The 17,205-nt window shown below is 43.2% G+C and carries 16 protein-coding genes; 8 read left to right on the top strand and 8 right to left on the bottom strand.

Translation table 11 applies throughout. The annotated features are described in order from the left end of the window. Nucleotides 1-40: 40 nt before the first annotated feature. Together GGD38_RS28600 and GGD38_RS28595 are read left to right on the top strand one after the other, a co-directional pair. Nucleotides 41-694, top strand: coding sequence for a DnaJ domain-containing protein (locus GGD38_RS28600; protein WP_375302836.1), 654 nt, complete (start codon nucleotides 41-43; stop codon nucleotides 692-694). A gap of 30 nt (nucleotides 695-724) precedes the next feature. After that, on the top strand, nucleotides 725-1,285 hold the full coding sequence (locus GGD38_RS28595) for a thioredoxin family protein (protein ID WP_375302837.1): 561 nt from the start codon (nucleotides 725-727) through the stop codon (nucleotides 1,283-1,285). Between the two features lie 37 nt (nucleotides 1,286-1,322). Here the strand turns inward: GGD38_RS28595 and GGD38_RS28590 are convergent, their stop codons facing one another. Next, complete coding sequence (locus GGD38_RS28590; RefSeq protein WP_375302838.1) at nucleotides 1,323-1,910, bottom strand: methyltransferase family protein; 588 nt, start codon at nucleotides 1,908-1,910, stop codon at nucleotides 1,323-1,325. 134 nt (nucleotides 1,911-2,044) lie between these two features. Here GGD38_RS28590 and GGD38_RS28585 point away from each other — a divergent pair, with 134 nt between their 5' ends. From GGD38_RS28585 to GGD38_RS28575, 3 genes are all read left to right on the top strand, one after another. Then, nucleotides 2,045-3,925, top strand: coding sequence for an ABC-F family ATP-binding cassette domain-containing protein (locus tag GGD38_RS28585; protein WP_375302839.1), 1,881 nt, complete (start codon nucleotides 2,045-2,047; stop codon nucleotides 3,923-3,925). 220 nt (nucleotides 3,926-4,145) lie between these two features. After that, on the top strand, nucleotides 4,146-5,669 hold the full coding sequence (locus GGD38_RS28580) for a M28 family peptidase (protein WP_375302840.1): 1,524 nt from the start codon (nucleotides 4,146-4,148) through the stop codon (nucleotides 5,667-5,669). A 127-nt stretch (nucleotides 5,670-5,796) separates the two neighbouring features. Beyond that, on the top strand, nucleotides 5,797-6,615 hold the full coding sequence (locus GGD38_RS28575) for a CHRD domain-containing protein (RefSeq protein WP_375302841.1): 819 nt from the start codon (nucleotides 5,797-5,799) through the stop codon (nucleotides 6,613-6,615). Between the two features lie 85 nt (nucleotides 6,616-6,700). Here GGD38_RS28575 and GGD38_RS28570 read toward each other — a convergent pair whose 3' ends face one another. The 4 genes from GGD38_RS28570 to GGD38_RS28555 form a co-directional block, all read right to left on the bottom strand. Beyond that, entirely contained in the window at nucleotides 6,701-7,651 is a 951-nt protein-coding gene (locus GGD38_RS28570) for a class I SAM-dependent methyltransferase (RefSeq protein ID WP_375302842.1), read from the bottom strand. A 14-nt stretch (nucleotides 7,652-7,665) separates the two neighbouring features. Continuing rightward, nucleotides 7,666-8,868, bottom strand: coding sequence for an MFS transporter (locus GGD38_RS28565; RefSeq protein ID WP_375302843.1), 1,203 nt, complete (start codon nucleotides 8,866-8,868; stop codon nucleotides 7,666-7,668). Nucleotides 8,869-8,950: 82 nt separating this feature from the next. After that, a complete protein-coding gene (locus GGD38_RS28560) occupies nucleotides 8,951-9,679 on the bottom strand; it encodes a DUF4197 domain-containing protein (protein ID WP_375302844.1) in 729 nt (242 codons plus the stop codon). Between the two features lie 72 nt (nucleotides 9,680-9,751). Further along, entirely contained in the window at nucleotides 9,752-10,186 is a 435-nt protein-coding gene (locus GGD38_RS28555) for an acyl-CoA thioesterase (protein WP_375302845.1), read from the bottom strand. Between the two features lie 80 nt (nucleotides 10,187-10,266). Here GGD38_RS28555 and GGD38_RS28550 point away from each other — a divergent pair, with 80 nt between their 5' ends. The 3 genes from GGD38_RS28550 to GGD38_RS28540 all read left to right on the top strand — a co-directional run bounded on the left by GGD38_RS28550 (nucleotide 10,267) and on the right by GGD38_RS28540 (nucleotide 12,204). Next, the gene (locus GGD38_RS28550; protein ID WP_375302846.1) at nucleotides 10,267-10,602 is read left to right on the top strand and encodes a hypothetical protein; all 336 of its coding nucleotides are present in this window, start codon (nucleotides 10,267-10,269) and stop codon (nucleotides 10,600-10,602) included. Between the two features lie 163 nt (nucleotides 10,603-10,765). Continuing rightward, the gene (locus GGD38_RS28545; RefSeq protein ID WP_375302847.1) at nucleotides 10,766-11,476 is read left to right on the top strand and encodes a thioredoxin family protein; all 711 of its coding nucleotides are present in this window, start codon (nucleotides 10,766-10,768) and stop codon (nucleotides 11,474-11,476) included. Further along, complete coding sequence (locus tag GGD38_RS28540; RefSeq protein ID WP_375302848.1) at nucleotides 11,476-12,204, top strand: FKBP-type peptidyl-prolyl cis-trans isomerase; 729 nt, start codon at nucleotides 11,476-11,478, stop codon at nucleotides 12,202-12,204. The genes GGD38_RS28545 and GGD38_RS28540 overlap by 1 nt, the downstream gene beginning before the upstream one ends. A gap of 40 nt (nucleotides 12,205-12,244) precedes the next feature. On the opposite strand, the gene GGD38_RS28535 is transcribed toward GGD38_RS28540, so the two are convergent. The 3 genes from GGD38_RS28535 to GGD38_RS28525 all read right to left on the bottom strand — a co-directional run bounded on the left by GGD38_RS28535 (nucleotide 12,245) and on the right by GGD38_RS28525 (nucleotide 17,145). Further along, the gene (locus GGD38_RS28535; RefSeq protein ID WP_375302849.1) at nucleotides 12,245-14,041 is read right to left on the bottom strand and encodes a DUF4139 domain-containing protein; all 1,797 of its coding nucleotides are present in this window, start codon (nucleotides 14,039-14,041) and stop codon (nucleotides 12,245-12,247) included. A gap of 321 nt (nucleotides 14,042-14,362) precedes the next feature. After that, nucleotides 14,363-16,018 (bottom strand): alpha-glucan family phosphorylase, encoded by a 1,656-nt coding sequence (glgP, locus tag GGD38_RS28530; RefSeq protein WP_375302850.1) that lies wholly within the window; start codon nucleotides 16,016-16,018, stop codon nucleotides 14,363-14,365. A gap of 173 nt (nucleotides 16,019-16,191) precedes the next feature. Further along, nucleotides 16,192-17,145 carry a hypothetical protein gene (locus GGD38_RS28525; protein ID WP_375302851.1) on the bottom strand — a complete coding sequence of 318 codons (954 nt, stop codon included), beginning with the start codon at nucleotides 17,143-17,145 and terminating at the stop codon, nucleotides 16,192-16,194. Nucleotides 17,146-17,205 lie beyond the last annotated feature (60 nt).

Here is a 17,205-nt window from a genome sequence, read left to right as displayed (position 1 = left end):
TTGCCGATTGCCGATTGCCTTTTCATGACTATTGAATTAAATGAACAATATAAAAGACTACTATAAAATCCTGGAACTCCCAACTACCGCATCCCTGCAGGAGATCAAACGTGCTTTCAGGCGATTGGCCCAACAATATCACCCCGATAAAAACGACGGCAGTAATATAGCTACAGCCCGGTTTCGCGAAATACAGGAAGCATACAAGGTTTTAAGCGATCCCAAAAAACGGGAAGCCTATCACTACCAGCGCTGGTATGTTCGCAGTACAGGAAAGCCATTCGCCAGTGCACCACTTACCCCGGCTAACATTTTACAGGAATGCCGCGTATTACAACAATATGTTGCATCCATGAACATCTTTCATCTTCGGTACGATGCGGTAAGCCTGCACATTAGGGAGCTGTTAACACCCAATGCTATAGGTATTTTGCACGAACAGCATAATACAGCCATTAATCACCAGATCATACAAAGCATTCTCACCTCGGCCCAGCCTTTACCAAAGAAATTCTATATACCTGTTGCGGAACTGCTTATGCAGGTGGCTGGTGACGATACTACGGCTCAATCAACTATAGAACAGGCGCTGCTACAAAAAAAGCAACGCCATTTGTGGGATAAATACAAATGGGTGGTAATGCTGATCATTACCGCCACCATTTGCTGGTTAATGTACCGGTACGGGAAGTAGTGTTATCTTTAATAAAACTTTGCTTCAAATATGGCTCGTACACCATCTGTAATGACACCACTGGGAAAACCAGCCTTCGATTTTACCTTACCCGATACAGTAAGCGGTAACAATCTGTCGCTGCAAACATTAAAAGGCACAACGGCTACAGTGATCATGTTCATTTGTAATCATTGTCCGTTTGTAAAACATGTAAACGCAGCACTTGTACAATTAGGCAACGACTATAAAGACAAAGGCGTTGGCTTTATTGCCATCAGCTCTAATGACGTAGCCGGTTACCCGCAGGATGGTCCTGAACAAATGAAGCAGGTAGCAGAAGAATTACATTACCCCTTCCCCTATTTATACGATGCTACCCAGGAAGTAGCCAAAGCATACCAGGCGGCCTGTACGCCCGACTTCTTTATTTTCGATAACAACCTGTTGCTGGCATACCGTGGTCAGCTCGATGATAGCCGCCCCGGAAACGAAAAACCGGTTACGGGCGCCGATATTCGCAATGCGCTTGACCACCTTATTGCAGGTAAGCCTGTGCCGGCCGATCAAAAACCAAGTATAGGCTGTAACATTAAGTGGAGGGAAAGTTAACGAGTTAACAGGTTTACGAGTTAACTGGTAAGGCAAGTTAAAATCGGGGTATTAACATTGGGACCTGCCTTTTGTATAAAATGTACTGTTCCCCAAATTGTTTTACCAGCTTCTTTTCTTCAAGTATCGCACCTGTTATGGTATATAACGTAATCATAATACAGGCCAGCAGGTTGCTTACATAAGGAAAAACAAAGAACAAGGCCCAAACAAACAACAGGGTGCCAAAATACAATGGGTGCCGAACGTACCGGTTCAAACCACCCTGCTCCAGCACCACCGGTGGCTGATGTTTGTAAAAAACGCTGATGCCGCTAAGCGAAAAGAAATACTTCTTTATCACCACGGCCATGATCAATAAACCGGCAAGCACCGGCAGCCATAACAATATATTCACCCAACGCGGGGCAACATATAACAAATGGCTTTGTATGTTTAGTTGAAAAATCAAAATGCCACTAAGGGTAAGCGCCGCGAAAACCGAATAAGTAAAAGGATAATATTTATACCTGCTGCCCAGCCGGCGCTGCATAAGGCGCTTAAACCACTCCGCCGCCAGCACACTATGCAATACGCCAAACAGCAGCCAAAGCACTACGAGGATGATATGGTTAAGAATGTACATGTTTGATCATTGTAATTTACGAACCAGGGGGCAACTCACAATGGGCAGTTGGCTGAGTATTATCGGCAATCCTCGAAAAGGAGAACTGTGAACTGAGAACTAAGAACTGAGAACTAAAAACTTATCTTTGCGCCATGCATTATGTATCCGTAGAATCGCTCACGAAGTCGTTTGGCGTAAAACCATTGTTTGAGAATATTTCCTTTCACGTTGAAGAGGGTGACAAAATTGCGTTGGTAGCCCGTAATGGCAGTGGCAAAAGTACCCTGCTGCGGATATTGGCGGGTAAAGAAACACCCGATAGCGGCACTTCGTGGATCAATAAAGAAGTGACCGTTGCCCTGTTTGAGCAGGATCCCCAATTTGACGAAAGAGGCTCCATTGCCGATAATATCTTCTTTCATAACCACCCGGTAATGAATGCCATCAGGGAATTTGAAGCCATAAGTGAAGAAGGCGATCCCGAAAAACTAAGCCAAGCCATTGTAAAAATGGATGATTTGGGAGCCTGGGATTTTGACGCCAAAGTGAAGCAAATTCTGGCCAAACTGAATATCCACCACCTGAACCAGGCAGTGAACACCCTTTCGGGCGGTCAACGCAAACGGGTGGCGCTGGCCAAAACACTCATTGATATTGGTTTTGAACATAAACATGTGTTACTGATCATGGACGAGCCTACCAACCACCTCGATATTGAAATGGTGGAATGGCTCGAAAACTACCTCGACCAGCAAAATGTAACCTTATTGCTGGTTACGCACGACCGCTATTTTTTAGATTCGGTATGTGATGAGATCTGGGAACTGGATGGCAGCGACCTGTTTGTTTACAAAGGTGATTACCAGAATTACATTGAAAAGAAAGCAGCCCGCCAGGAAAGCGAGGCAGCCAGCATAGATAAAGCCCGCAATACCTACCGCAAGGAACTGGAATGGATGCGTAAGCAACCCAAGGCCCGTACTGTAAAAAGCAAAAGCCGCCAGGATAACTTTTATAAAGTAGAAGCCAAAGCAAAACAACGTATTGAAGAGGCCCAGTTAGAATTATCAATGAAAATGAGCCGGCTTGGCGGCAAAGTAATTGAACTGAAAAAAGTGTATAAAAGCTTTGGCGATAAACCTATAACGAAAGGCTTTGATTACACCTTCAAAAAAGGAGAACGCATTGGCGTAGTTGGTAAAAACGGCGCCGGTAAATCTACCTTCCTGAATATGCTGCAGGGGCTTGAACCGGCCGACAGTGGCAAGATCAACATTGGTGAAACTGTGGTGTTTGGCAATTACTCGCAACAGGGCCTGGTAATAAAAGAAGATATGCGGGTAATTGAATTTGTAAAAAATATAGCCGAAAGTTTTCCCCTGGCAAGTGGTGGAGCTTTAAGCGCTGCGCAGTTCCTACAATTATTCCTGTTTCCGCCAGAACAACAATACACCTATATTTCTAAACTGAGCGGTGGTGAAAAAAGACGGTTGCATTTATTATCTATTCTTTTCCGCAACCCCAACTTTTTGATCCTTGATGAGCCTACCAACGACCTTGACCTTCCTACCCTGGGCGTGCTGGAGAATTTCCTGAGCGACTATCCCGGTTGCTTACTTATTGTTTCGCACGACCGGTATTTTATGGACCGCCTGGTTGATCACTTATTTGTATTTGAAGGTGAAGGTATGATCCGTGATTTTCCTGGCAACTATTCACAGTACCGGATATGGTTAAAGGAAAAAGAAGAAGAGGAAAAAACAGAGGTAAAACCTGTAAAGCAGGAAGTAGTGGCAGCACCCGTTAAAGAAGAAAAACGGAAGTTGACTTACAAGGAGAAAAGAGAATTTGAACAAATTCAACAGGATATTGCCAACCTTGAAAAAGAAAAGGAAACCATAACAGAAAAAATGAACGATGGCTCGCTGCCCTTTGATCAATTGCAGCAGTTATCGGTACGTATAAGCGAAATCACCAATTTACTCGATGAAAAAGAGCTTCGCTGGCTGGAGCTCAGTGAATATGAAGCCTAGTACAAAGCGCCAGCTTATTAATATTTAGCCGCTGTTACAAGTTTCAGGTTACAGGGAAATGCAAAAAGCTTCCGGTTCGATGTCTTTACCCTGCAACCTGAAACCTGTAACATGCAACACCCCCCTGTATCCACTCACCATTCACGATTCACCACTCACACTATGTAATTTTTTTATATTCGCAACTCGGTTATTTTTGACCTTCAACAAAAGACATACTATGAGAAGGATGCTCCTGGTAATGGCTATGGCCGCCTCTACAGCGGCTTCGGCACAAAAAATTGCCGACCCCAGGCCATTTGCCACCACCATCACCCCCGACGATCTAAAGAAACACCTGTACATTGTAGCAGGCAAAGAAATGCAGGGCCGCGAAACAACAACCGAAGGCCAGCGCAAAGCAGCTGCTTATATTGAGGACCAGTTCAAAGCATTAGGACTGACACCTGGCAACAATGGTAATTTTCAGCTTGGCTTTCCCGTGTACCAGGATTCGCTGGTAGAAGCTACAATAGAAGTGAACGGTAAACGCTTTGATGGAAGCAAGGATTTTTTTGTGAACTTAAGTGCAGCCAGCTCAAGTACCCTGCTCAGCAGCGAGGTTGTTTATGTAGGATACGGTATAAACGATAGTACCCGCAACGATTTTAAACCCATTAACGTACAGGGTAAAATTGTGTTGGTAATGCCAACGCAGGCCACTTCAACTGGTGGTACCAGCTCCGGATCACATTTTCGTACCAGTCCTTTTTTAATAGTAAGAGAAGCACAAAAGAACGGCGCCGCTGCAGTATTACTGGTACAAAATAATATCATTCGCCGTGGCGCGCCCTATGTAAAAGGACCGCTTTATACAGAAGCATATAAGCCGAATATCAATCTTAACTCATATTCAATTTCTGAAGACATAGCAAAAGCCATTATAGGTGCTGATTTTGACGCGGTAAAAGAAGCACTTAAAAACGGTAATCCAACACCCAAAACGTATACGGCAAACGTAAAGCTCGACTTTAAAAAGAGCGTAAATGAATTATCAAGCACCAATGTGATCGGCTTTTTAGAAGGCAGCGACAAAAAAGACGAATTCGTATTTATTACCGCACACTACGATCACCTGGGCAAACGTGGCGACTCAGTAATATACTATGGCGCCGATGATGATGGCTCAGGGACCGTAAGCGTAATTGAACTGGCAGAAGCGTTTACAAAAGCAAAAGCAGCCGGTAAAGGCCCACGCCGCTCAATTGTATTCATGACCGTTTCTGGTGAAGAAAAAGGCTTATGGGGTTCAGAATACTACAGCGATCATCCGGTTTACCCACTCGAAAAAACAACGGTTGACCTGAACATTGATATGATTGGCCGTACCGATCCAAAACGTACAACGGGTGACAGCACCAATTATGTATATGTGGTAGGTGATGATAAACTAAGCTCAGACCTTCGCCCCATCAGCGAGGCCATGAATAAAAAATACACCAAACTGGAGCTTGACTATAAATACAATTCACCCAAGGACCCCGAACGTATTTATTACCGCAGCGACCATTATAATTTTGCCCGTAAAGGCGTGCCTATCATTTTCTACTTCAATGGTACGCATAAAGACTACCATCAACCCAGCGACACGCCCGATAAGATCGACTATAAACAAATGGCTAAAAGAGCACAGCTGGTATTTTATACCGCCTGGGAAATGGCCAATAGAAATGAGATGTTGAAAAGAGATATTCCGCTTCAATAGTTCTTAGTTCTTAGTTTTAAGTTCTTAGTTAGGGGTCACAGCTACGCTGTGCCCCCTTTTTTATGTTCGGGCAACCTGCCTGCCAATAAGGTCGTATACTTTACAAAACCTATTCAAAACATTATTTATGATACGATTACTGCCTGCAAAGGTAGCCTGCATTGTATTGCTTGCTATCGGTATTCAAAGCTGTGAACACGATAAAGACGATGGTCCGTCAACGGTTAAAAGATGGACGGTAGAAATAAAATCGATCTATGAAGTGCCTGCACCTGCCAATAGAGATGAAGAAGGCGAAGCTACCATCGAACTGTTCTCAGACAATTCTTTAAAGTTCGATTTACACATACATAACCTGTCGCCCAGCGATGCCCTGACCAATGCCCATATTCATATTGGTGATGCGGGTACTTCAGGCGCCATCTTTATTCCCTTCAATCCCACCTTTACCGGGGCGGGAACAAGCGGCATCGTAACTAACTTACGGCAGGGGCAAATAGACACGTTGTTGGGAAAACCCGTGTATGTAAATGTGCATTCAACACAGGCGCCCGCTGGTTTGGCGCGTGGCCAGCTTGATAAAACAGTTGTCCTTGCCCAGGACATCACATTGCTTGGCTCCGAGGAAGTTCCTCAGGTCACTACCACTGCAACCGGTAAAGCCATACTGCGCCTAACCAGCGATAAAGTGCTGTATTCAGTAGTTACCGTTAATAATCTTGAAAGCAACGACACACTAACGGTATCACACATTCACCCTGGCGCAAAGGGAGCAAACGGATCGCCACTTATATTTCTTTGCAGTAGCCTAAGCGATTTTGGCGTAGTGAAAGTTTCGGACCCGCTTACAGATGCCCTTTATAACCAGCTAACAAAAGACCCTATGTATGTAAATGCACACTCACGCCGTCATGGGGCAGGTTTAGTAAGAGGACAAATAAGATAGTTGACAAGTTGACAAGGGCTTCAATTCGAGACTTATGATAAATAAAAAAGCCTCCGGCTATTCTGTACGGAGGCTTTTCCATGTATTACTTTTTTAGTTTGAAGCAGTACCTAAAGAGTTTTCCTTCAAAATCGAAGGGCGTGGTGGCCCGTGTAATATCTTTTATATCTGGGGTATTGATCATTTCGTTGTTTAGCTCAAACTTTCGATAGTTGGTGCTGAAATAAACAACGCCACCGGGCGCCAATGCCTGCAGCGTCTTATTCAACAGTTCGGCATGATCGCGTTGAATGTCGAGAAAATCTTTCATGCGTTTGCTGTTACTGAATGTAGGCGGGTCCATCACCACCAGATCAAAAGAAGCGGGCGCCAATGTATCGAGGTATTGTTTTACATCGGCATGTATAAAATGATGTTTCTTTTCATTGAAGAAATCATTCAGCCGCATATTTTCTTCGGCCCATTGCAGGTAGGTTTTCGACAGGTCAACCGAAGTAACGTCGGCAGCGCCGCCTGCTGCAGCGTATACTGAAAATGAACCGGTATAACAGAACAGGTTCAACACCCGTTTATCTTTTGCTTCATCACGCACCATTCCCCGGGTAATACGGTGATCGAGGAACAATCCTGTATCGAGGTAATCGCTTAGGTTCACTTTAAATTTCAATCCGGCTTCTTCCACTACAAAGTTGGCACCTTCCTCTGCCACCCGCTGATATTGGCCCAGCCGGCCCGGTTTACGTTGACGTTCCTTAATGAACACATTCTCTACCGGCATTTGCAGCACATCGCAGATCAGTACAATGCATTCTTCCAGCCAGGCTTCGTGTTCAGCTTCAGCCATTTCAAATTTCCGTTTGTATTCGGCCAGGTAAAGATTATCGCCATAGCGTTCAATACAAAGCGCAAACTCAGGCAAATCGTGATCATAAATGCGATAACAGGTGATGCCCTGGCGCCTTGCCTGTTTACCAATATGCCGGTACACTTTGGTGAGCCGGTTACGGAACATGTCGAATTTTTCGGGAGAATGCATGGCGCGAAGGTAATCTATACTTCCAATTTTCGTTTCAACCACATAAATCCAATAGCAGTAATAACACTCATTCCACCTAATACCCACCAAAGGGTATCAAACCCGGCGCGTTCGGCCAGTTGTGATGCCAGAAAGGGACCGCCCGTTTGAGCTATTGACCATGCAATGGTATATAACCCCGCATACTGACCCCGATTGTGATCGGCGCTGCGAGCTGTCCAAAAGGTATTCATAAAAGGCAGAACGAGAATCTCTCCCATGGTCATCACCAGCATCATCAGCAATGCCAGGGCATGAGTAATGTGAAAGATGTTCAGCATAAAATAGGCTGTACCTACCAGCAAAGTTCCGCGGGTAATATAAAATAAATTCGACCGCCGGCCTTCCAGCTTAAACACCAACACCATTTCAATGATGGCGATCATTACGCCATTCAATGCACCTATTAACCCAATGAATTGTTCGTTAAAATGACATTCAATTTTGTAGTAGGCATTAAGGTTAGTGAACAGCTGAAAAAAGCAGGAGGCAAATAAAATGGTGAGCAAAATGAACCACAGGTATATTTTATCGCGGTATGGCGAATGCAAAGGATCGGCAACCGTTTTTTTCTTTTCCTGCTTCGGTTGTTTCTTAGGGTGCAACAAATAAACCAGCAGTAAAGCAGCCATAATATTGGTAGCCCCGTCAACCCAAAACAGCAATTGATAACTTTTTGCAGCCAGTATACCGCCAATGGCGCTGCCTACTGCCCAGCCAAGGTTAATGGCCAACCGGTGCAGCGCATACGAACGGGTACGGGTATTTTCTTTACTATAAGCAACAATAGCTGTTGAGTTGGCCGGCCTAAATGCATCATTCACCATACTTAGCAAAAAGGTGAATAAACAGATCAATGGGTAGGTTTGCATTTGCCCTAACACCATAAACAAAACACCACCACCCAGCAACGTGATCAATTGTACTTTGTGAAACCCTATACGATCGGTAAGCTTTCCACCCAAAAAGGCGCCGGTAACTGCACCCAGGCCAAACAATGCCATAACAAAGCCAGCCTTACCAATACTATACCCCTTGGCGGTAGTAAGATATATGGTCATAAATGGCAATACCATGGTGCCGCTGCGGTTTACTAACATAATAAACGACAGCCACCAAATTGAAGGAGACAATCCACTATAAGCATTCTTGTATAGAGAAAGCGTTCTTGAGATCATGTGACTGTAGTATTATAAAAAAACAACCCCGACGTTTGTCGGGGTGCAATTTATAATAAATCTCCAAGCAGACGAGGGAAAATTAACTGCCGAACACCTTCTTCAGGATATCAGTAACACGGGCAGCAGGATCTTTGCGGATCTTTTGTTCTTCCTGAGCAACCTGATAAAACATACCGCTCAATGACTTCTCTGTAACATAACCAGCCAGGTCAGGATTAATTTTATTAAAAGTAGTTGGAAGCTTATTGTAAGCATCAAACACTGTTTTCCAGTATGAAGTAGCTGCTGTTTTCGATAAAGCAGTATCTATCACAGGGCGGAAGGCGCTTGTAAGAGCAGCTACAGTTTTACCACGCAGGTAACCGGTAGCAGCAGTATCGCTTCCTTTTAAAATATTCAATGCATCTGTAAAGCTCATGCTTGTAATAGCATTCACGAAAATAGGCGCGGCAGATTTGCTGGCCTCTTCGGCGGCACGGTTCATAGACAAAATAGCGTTATCAACCAGCTTGCCCATACCAGCAGTACGTAAAGCAGTTTCTACTTTCTTTGCTTCGGGCGGCATCAATACTTTAATGGCGGCATTAGCGAAAAATCCGTCAACCGACGACAATTTATTAGCGCTGTTCTTTGCGCCTACAGATAATGCTTCTTTTAAACCGGCCACAATATCATCATTGCTTAATGAAGTAGTACCAGTGCCACTCTTAGCCTTATTCAGAACACTGCTTGCTTTTTTCAAAAGGCTGCTTTGACCAAATGATGCAACACCGGTTAACAGTAAAAGGGGTAAAACTATTCGTTTCATAGAGATATTCGTTAAATAATTCAGCTAAAATAACGTGTTAAATCGTAAAAAGTTGTTAAGTCTAATGGTAATTTAATCCCACACAAACTGCTCAGCCTTAGGCATTTTCTCAAATACATGTTTTACCGTATCGGGCGGAACCGTGAGTTTGCGCTGCACCACATCCATCCAGGCGCCATCAACAGTTATAATGGCAGCAACCTCATTGCCATTTTTCATTATACGATGTTGAATGGTCCATCGTGAATGATCGGGCCGTGATTTAAATAACTGCACATCGATAGTTAATTGTTCGCCCATTCTTATTTCCCGCTTAAAAACACATTCTTCCCTGAAAATGATGGGTCCAAACTGATGCTTTAACATAAAAGCCGGCGTTAATCCATGCTCGTTCAAAAAAGCAATCCGTATAAAAGCCCCAAAATCATAATATACGGAATGCCGCACATGAAAGTTGGGGTCAAGATCAGACCAGCGAATTTCCAAAGGTTTAATATATGCACTCATAAAATATGTTAAAATTGAAGAGGGCAAAATTAGAGAGTTATCAGTATTATTAGTATTTTTTCGCTAACTAATCAAATTGCGTGCGTTCACTGACCGCCATCATATGCCTTACCGCCTTTTTTGCCCTTCAATATGGCAAACTGGTAAGCTATTGGCAGTGTCGCTTTGCCTCGCTATACACGTCAACCCGATGTGATTGTATTCAGCAACTACTCGATAAGAACACCGATACCACACAACAAACAGCCGCAACATTAAAAGAAAAAACAGTTGAGATAACATTGTTTCATGAACAGGCACAAAGCTGGCAATCACCCGCCACGCCTGTAAAACATGAAATGGCTTATACTGAAGTCGTTCCTGAGCTTCACCCTCCTGCTATATTTCAACCTCCCCGGAAAAGGCTGAACGCCTAACGCTGAACATCTAGAACGTAATACAAGCTGCAAGAGCAGCCTGGCCATCTATTTATTGTCCTGCATCAATGATTGTGGGCAGATGCACTGTTATGCACAGTATGCGCTGCAACATAATCATTATGCACAGGCATTCTATTCTAACCACATACAACTACATCAAATGAACACCACTTATATAACAGCGATAGCCACCTTATTTTTTATATTCATTTCCTGCACACCCAAACTAGCCAACCAGCAATCACATCCCGTTAATGTTACAGCCACCGACAAAAAAGGCAACCTTATATTGCTTGGTAAAACCGATCGCGAACGACTTGCGCAAGCGCCCTTCGATACCTGGTACACTAAAAACTACGACAGCTATGTTGTTGACAGCACCACGGCCATCCAGGTAAAACCACTACTTCGCAATAAACGTTTCCTTTTGTTTATGGGCACCTGGTGTGGCGATAGCCGCCGCGAAGTACCCCGTATTTACAAGATCCTCGATTACTGCCGGGTAAAACCAACACAAATACAGCTAATCAATTTAAATAACAGCGATACCGCCTATAAACAAAGCCCGCAGCATGAAGAACAGGGTTTGAACATTCGTAGGGTGCCTACCCTGTTGATATTTGAAGATCAGCGCGAAGTAGGCCGGATGGTAGAATCACCGGTAACCTCACTTGAAAAAGATATACTGGCCATTGTTACCAATCAGCCCTATGAGCATCGGTATAAACACCTGACACCCCAACCTGCTAAAATGGCCGACAGTACCGTTAAAGCCAGTGCGTACGGCAATAATCCCCCGGTGAATTCGTTTCTTTCACCTACTGGTGAATTCAATTCATTCACTTACTTTTGGTGCCTAAAATTTATATAATGAAAAAATATGTGCTGTTGGCTTTAGCCAGTTTACCAGCCACTGTAATGCTGGCCCAGGCTCCAGCTAAAAAAAAGCCGGTTGCAGCTGCGCCTAAGAAAACGACTACTACCGCAGCACCTGCTGCCCCCGCTTTGAAAAATTCAGTCGATTCATTTAGTTATGCCATTGGCTTAAGTATCGCCAGTTTTTACAAAGCCCAGGGCATAAAAGACATAAATAACACATTAGTGGTAAAAGCGCTTTCTGATGCCAAAGCCGACAAACCACTGATGAACGAAGCACAAGTAAACAGCTGTATCGTTAACTACATGCAGTCTGCCGCAAAAGCCAAAGCCGGCCCAAATAAAAAAGCAGGCGAAGCATGGTTGGCAGAAAACAAAAAGAAACCAGGCGTGGTTACTTTGCCCAGCGGCCTGCAATATAAAATAGAAAAAGAAGGTACTGGTCCCAAACCAAAAGCCGAAGACCAGGTAAAAGTACATTACCATGGTACCCTCATCGACGGTACTGTATTCGATAGCTCTGTTGAACGCGGTGAACCTATTAACCTTTATTTAAGCAGGGTAATTCCCGGTTGGACAGAAGCGTTACAATTAATGCCTGTTGGCAGCAAGTGGAAATTATTCATTCCTTCAGAACTTGCTTATGGCGATCAGGATGCCGGTAAGATACAGGCAGGATCTGCGCTGATCTTCGATGTAGAACTAATTGAAATTGTTCCTTAATAAAAGCAAAGAGCCGCTCTGTAATAAGCGGCTCTTTTTTTTATAAGTTTATTTCTTTATCCTTCGGGTATTTCACACTGTAGCTAACGCGGTATTTCTTTATTTCCCCCGGCGCTAATTGCATTTTCCAGGTTAAGATACCGGTCTCCGTATTTACCGATGCGCCATCATGCTGCAGTAACTCTACCTCAATGTCCTTATTGGTTGAAACGGGATATTGATCTCTTAGCTCCATTTGAACCGCTTCTTTCTTATTATTACGAACCGTTATTTCAAATGTCAGTGTCTGTTTTTTATTGGTACCAAGGAATTTCACGCTGCTGAAATCGGCCAGCCTTTCCCTGTTCACTACTACCCTTTTATCGCGGCCCAACGTAAGGTTTAAAGTATCCTGTACAGAGTTGGCGTCGATGTTTGTTTTACCAATATATGTACCTTCAAAAATGATATTCGCCTCACCCGGTAACAGGTTCAATGCCTCCCAGTCAACTATTTCACCCAACAGGTAGGCATCTTTATCTAAGCGCGGCGCGCTGTAATATTTAAATTGCGCAGGTATTTTAAAATCTTTCAGACTAACATTCTGCTCTTTACCATTCGATGGCACATCGTAAGGCAGTTCAATTTCAAATACAACATTCAACTGATTATCTTTCACGCCTACATAATCGTTCATTTGTTTTGTGGTAACAACCACAACACCATTGCCTGCCCGGCTACCATATATTGCCAACGATGATGCATCCTTTAATACATCCATACTTTTGATGGCCCTCTTATCTATCTTGTTAAATTCATCTTTACTAATAACAGCACCATTTACTACATAAATAGGTTCTTCACTCCGGCTATCCGTCTTATATTCTTTAATGCTGGCATAGCCTCTCACTCTAACTTCTTCCATGGCAGGAGCAGGAGCAGCAGCCACTCCGGCAATTCTATTACTGAACGCGTCCGGTACGCTGTTGTAAGCATTAACATAATCAAGAAACCAGGCCTTAACATCGGGCGCATTATTATGTTGTGATGGTACAGAAGTAGATAACGATAATTTCACATTATCCCAGTCGAGCCCTGTGCTTTGTGCCAGTTTGGCTTTATAAGCCAGTGCAACCGGTTTATTTATATTTTCCACCCACAGGTCGTACGCGGGATTCCAACTGGCAGCAGGCGTTACATACGATATGGTGAAATCGTACTGGCCTGCTACCGGGCAATATAACTGCAATAACAATTTGCCAATGGTCTTGCTGTTCTTTTGTTCTTCCTCTGTTATCTGCTGGTGTATTTTAGCAGTAATGGCTTGTAACTTTTTTTCTTTCTCTTTATACCGGCTCATCTCATTCTGCAACTCCAGCGTTTTTGTTTTATAATACTCCATCATCTTTGTTAGCTCAGCTACGCTCACCCCATTTTGATCGCCACGAATTTCTTTGTTGGCCTTTAACAGGTCTAATAATTCCTGGTCCGTCTTTAATATCACCTGTACTCTGGTTATTTCTTCATTCACTGCCTCAAGCGAATCTTCCAGCTTTTTTACAACGGGCAGCTTTACTTCGGGCCGCAAAAAATTGGTTGAGAACTCTACCGACAATATGGTCACATTGCCATTACTGCCTATTTGCAAACTGTTTACATCGATTCGGTTGCTGATATTATCTATCACTAATTCATTATTGCCCTGGTGTAGTGAAGCCTTGGCCGTATGCGCCAATTCGGCGCCAATGCGGTATACCATGGCCGACTTCAGGGTTGAGCTAACAATGTTCTTATCGTCACCGGCATGGGTGCTGGCTGCCAGTGAGGTTAATATCAATAGGGTTAAAATGCGTTTCATGTATTGTTGTTTATGAATAGATGCATGTTTTGAGAAAATTGCATAAGTTGACGAGTTGACGAGTTGACAAGTTGACGAGGAAGTTGAAAAGTTGATATGTTGATAAAGTTGATAAAGGCTTTCTGTTGAGCCCACTGAGCAAATGCATGCCTGAGTCTCCGCGAGGGCCTTTCACAAAAAAGGACCACCTGCATAACAGATGATCCTTAAGATTATTTTAACAAACTACTTTTCTGTATTACCTATATCAACTCTATTACCTTCATCAACTCTATCAACCTGTCAACTACTAGTTAACCAGTCAACTCGTTAACTAGTCAACTACTTATAGAGTAACTCATAATACTCATTCGCCATCCTGCCCGAATCGAACTGAAACCTCACATCACGCATTCCATTCTTGGCAATCTGACGCCAGGTATCGTAACGCTCGTAATACATAGGCAGAACATCTTTTTCGAGCATTTCGTACATTTTATCAAGGTCGTATTGGTCCTGGTCCTGCACGCTCATTTTGGCGTAATCGGCTTTCGGTACAACAAAACCATTATGGCCCTGATCAATAAATTCAGGTATCCAGCCATCGTCGGTACTAAAGTTGATGGCGCCGTTCATAGCAGCCGTCATACCACTGGTACCCGAAGCTTCGCGTGGAACGCGTGGATTGTTTAGCCAAATATCAGCCGCCTGTTTCAGGCGTTTTGATAATCCCAATTCATAACCTACAAGCACAGCTATATTTTTATTGCCTTTGCTTAAATGTATCAGGTTATTAAAATCATTGATAGCGGGGTAATCCATGGGGTATGGTTTACCTGCCCAAATGATCTGTACGGGATATTTGGTATTCCTTAATAACTTTTCAAAGCGGGCTTTATCGCGTGTAAGTAATTCCGCTCTTTTATACCCGGCAAAGCGGCGTGCCCATACAATTGTAAATACATTCGGGTTGAACAATTTGCCGGTTTGATCGGCCACTATTTCAAATGCCCTGCGCTTAAGGTATTTCTTGCGATCATCCCACCAGCTATCGTTACCTTCTTCTGCAGCACGATACAATTGTTTATCGGCCCAGTAACGCCAGTTCTGTGCGTTGGTTATTGAAATGATTGGACAAATATTCTCATACCTGCCCCACATTTGGCGCGATACTTCACCATGCAATTTAGATACACCATTAGCCAGGTGAGCAAAACGTAAAGCTACCAGCGAGTGGTTGAACAAATCGTCCTGAATACCTGTGAGCTTACGTACTTCATCGAGACTTAACCCGCAGAAGTAACTCATTTTATGACAAAGGTGAATATCATGTTTTTCATTACCTGCTTCTTCGGGTGTATGCGTAGTGAACACCAGGCGCTTCTTCACTTCATCAACCTTATTGCCGAACTTCTTGTATAAATAGAATACTGATGATACGGCATGCGCTTCGTTCAAATGATACAGGTCGGGGTTGAATCCTATTTCATCCATCAACTTGGCGCCACCAACACCCAATAAAATAAACTGGGCTACTTTGGTTGCCACGTTGGCGTCGTATAAACGATGCGTAATGGTTTGTGAAACATGATCATTCTCTGGCAAATCAGTGCTCAGCAAAAAGAGCGGCGCTGTTTTAAATGTTTCCGGGTTCAAATAATACGCTTTCACCCACACCAGGTGATCGTGAATGGTTATTTGAAATTTAATACCGGTATCTTCTAAAAAATGATAATATTTTTCGAGCCAGGTTACCTGCAGGGAATGGTCCTGGTTACGGGCCTGATCATAATAGCCATACTTCCACAAGATGCCAATGCCCACCATATTTTGTTGCAACTCATATGCGCTGCGCAAATGCGAACCAGATAAAAAACCCAAACCTCCACTATAAATTTTCAATGGCTGATGTACTGCGTACTCCATTGAAAAATAGGCCACTCGTTTACTGTACTTCCCTTCTATTTGATAAGGAACTGTAAAATTGGTAAAACTCATATACACTGTTCATTTTAAGCTTACAGAACTAATATATATAAATCAATAGTTCTGTTATATACAAAGATGCTAAAGACGGGGCGAATATAACGTATAATTATAAATTCACCGGCTTGGGCGATGCAGCTATATTAAGGAATTAACAACTAATGAATGTTAGCCTGTAACATCAGCTACTTCTTTTCATCAGCTGCCTTCTTTTTCTTTTTCGGGTAGCTTCCGTTAAAAAAACACTGAATATCACGGTACGACCCACATCCTCCTTTTTCTTTCATAGTCACCTTACTACCGCTGAAGGTAAACTCCAATGCACAGGGATTGTCGCTTTTGGTAAACTGGGCCACCGTGGGTGAAATAAAACGTGCAGAACCTTTTAACTCACCATTACACTTACCCCCGTTTTTTTCAAAATGCACAAAGAATACTATTTCAGAAGCATTTTTTCCGTCACGTATAGAAACGAAGTTTCTGTCGTTCTCTACATAATCGCCCGAATATTTATGACTGGCTGCCAGGGTATCAATGGGGTTGAAAACATCCTGAATAATATCTTCATTTGGTTCGGTTACAATAAGGGTAAAATTATCCCCGTTCCGGTCGTAGAAATAAACGTTCCTTTTGAACAGCAGATCGCCGCCTGCTTTTTTTGTATCGTGGTAAGTTGTGATCTGAAATTTTGCATCGAGCGCACCATATGCCGAACTGTAATTTTCAAATCCCGTCTTCAATACCGGCATGGCCTGCAGAAACTTATTATCCTTGCTAAAACAAGCCAGGTAAGCCACCCGCTTGCCGCCGGCAACTACAGCAGTGAACAAATAACTCTCTTTCTCTTTTTCTACAGCCCGGCCAAGCGCATAGAACTTTGGCGTTGCGGTCTTTCCAAAGTCTTTTCGCCAAATGCTGTCAGGTATAAATTGTGAGAACGTTTTAATGTCAATGGCATTAGAGTCTTTCTGTTTTTTTACCAGGTTGGTATCGGCTACTGAAAAAGGAAGTTCCACTTCAGGATAAAAGGCAACAAAATCTGCAGCTGTAACTATCTCACCTGCTTGTATAGTTTTTTTATCGTCTTTACATGCAAATAAAAATAAAATTAACCCTACGCTTAAAAGGTACTTGTTCATAAAAGGTTCCAAAAGGCTGTTGATGAATAAAAGTAAGCATTCAAATCCACTTGCAAAACT

Origin of the sequence: Niastella sp. OAS944 (assembly GCA_024809215.1) — a bacterium.
Taxonomy (GTDB): Bacteria; Bacteroidota; Bacteroidia; order Chitinophagales; family Chitinophagaceae; genus Niastella.
The sequence above is the reverse complement of the archived record's forward strand: the minus strand, read 5'-3'. Positions and strand labels throughout refer to the sequence as shown.

Bases quoted from the DNA above. Each gene is read 5' to 3' on its own strand.
- GGD38_RS28600 (WP_375302836.1), top strand. From the start codon at position 41: ATGAACAATATAAAAGACTACTATAAAATCCTGGAACTCCCAACTACC.
- GGD38_RS28595 (WP_375302837.1), top strand. From the start codon at position 725: ATGGCTCGTACACCATCTGTAATGACACCACTGGGAAAACCAGCCTTC.
- GGD38_RS28590 (WP_375302838.1), bottom strand. From the start codon at position 1,910: ATGTACATTCTTAACCATATCATCCTCGTAGTGCTTTGGCTGCTGTTT.
- GGD38_RS28585 (WP_375302839.1), top strand. From the start codon at position 2,045: ATGCATTATGTATCCGTAGAATCGCTCACGAAGTCGTTTGGCGTAAAA.
- GGD38_RS28580 (WP_375302840.1), top strand. From the start codon at position 4,146: ATGAGAAGGATGCTCCTGGTAATGGCTATGGCCGCCTCTACAGCGGCT.
- GGD38_RS28575 (WP_375302841.1), top strand. From the start codon at position 5,797: ATGATACGATTACTGCCTGCAAAGGTAGCCTGCATTGTATTGCTTGCT.
- GGD38_RS28570 (WP_375302842.1), bottom strand. From the start codon at position 7,651: ATGCATTCTCCCGAAAAATTCGACATGTTCCGTAACCGGCTCACCAAA.
- GGD38_RS28565 (WP_375302843.1), bottom strand. From the start codon at position 8,868: ATGATCTCAAGAACGCTTTCTCTATACAAGAATGCTTATAGTGGATTG.
- GGD38_RS28560 (WP_375302844.1), bottom strand. From the start codon at position 9,679: ATGAAACGAATAGTTTTACCCCTTTTACTGTTAACCGGTGTTGCATCA.
- GGD38_RS28555 (WP_375302845.1), bottom strand. From the start codon at position 10,186: ATGAGTGCATATATTAAACCTTTGGAAATTCGCTGGTCTGATCTTGAC.
- GGD38_RS28545 (WP_375302847.1), top strand. From the start codon at position 10,766: ATGAACACCACTTATATAACAGCGATAGCCACCTTATTTTTTATATTC.
- GGD38_RS28540 (WP_375302848.1), top strand. From the start codon at position 11,476: ATGAAAAAATATGTGCTGTTGGCTTTAGCCAGTTTACCAGCCACTGTA.
- GGD38_RS28535 (WP_375302849.1), bottom strand. From the start codon at position 14,041: ATGAAACGCATTTTAACCCTATTGATATTAACCTCACTGGCAGCCAGC.
- glgP (WP_375302850.1), bottom strand. From the start codon at position 16,018: ATGAGTTTTACCAATTTTACAGTTCCTTATCAAATAGAAGGGAAGTAC.
- GGD38_RS28525 (WP_375302851.1), bottom strand. From the start codon at position 17,145: ATGAACAAGTACCTTTTAAGCGTAGGGTTAATTTTATTTTTATTTGCA.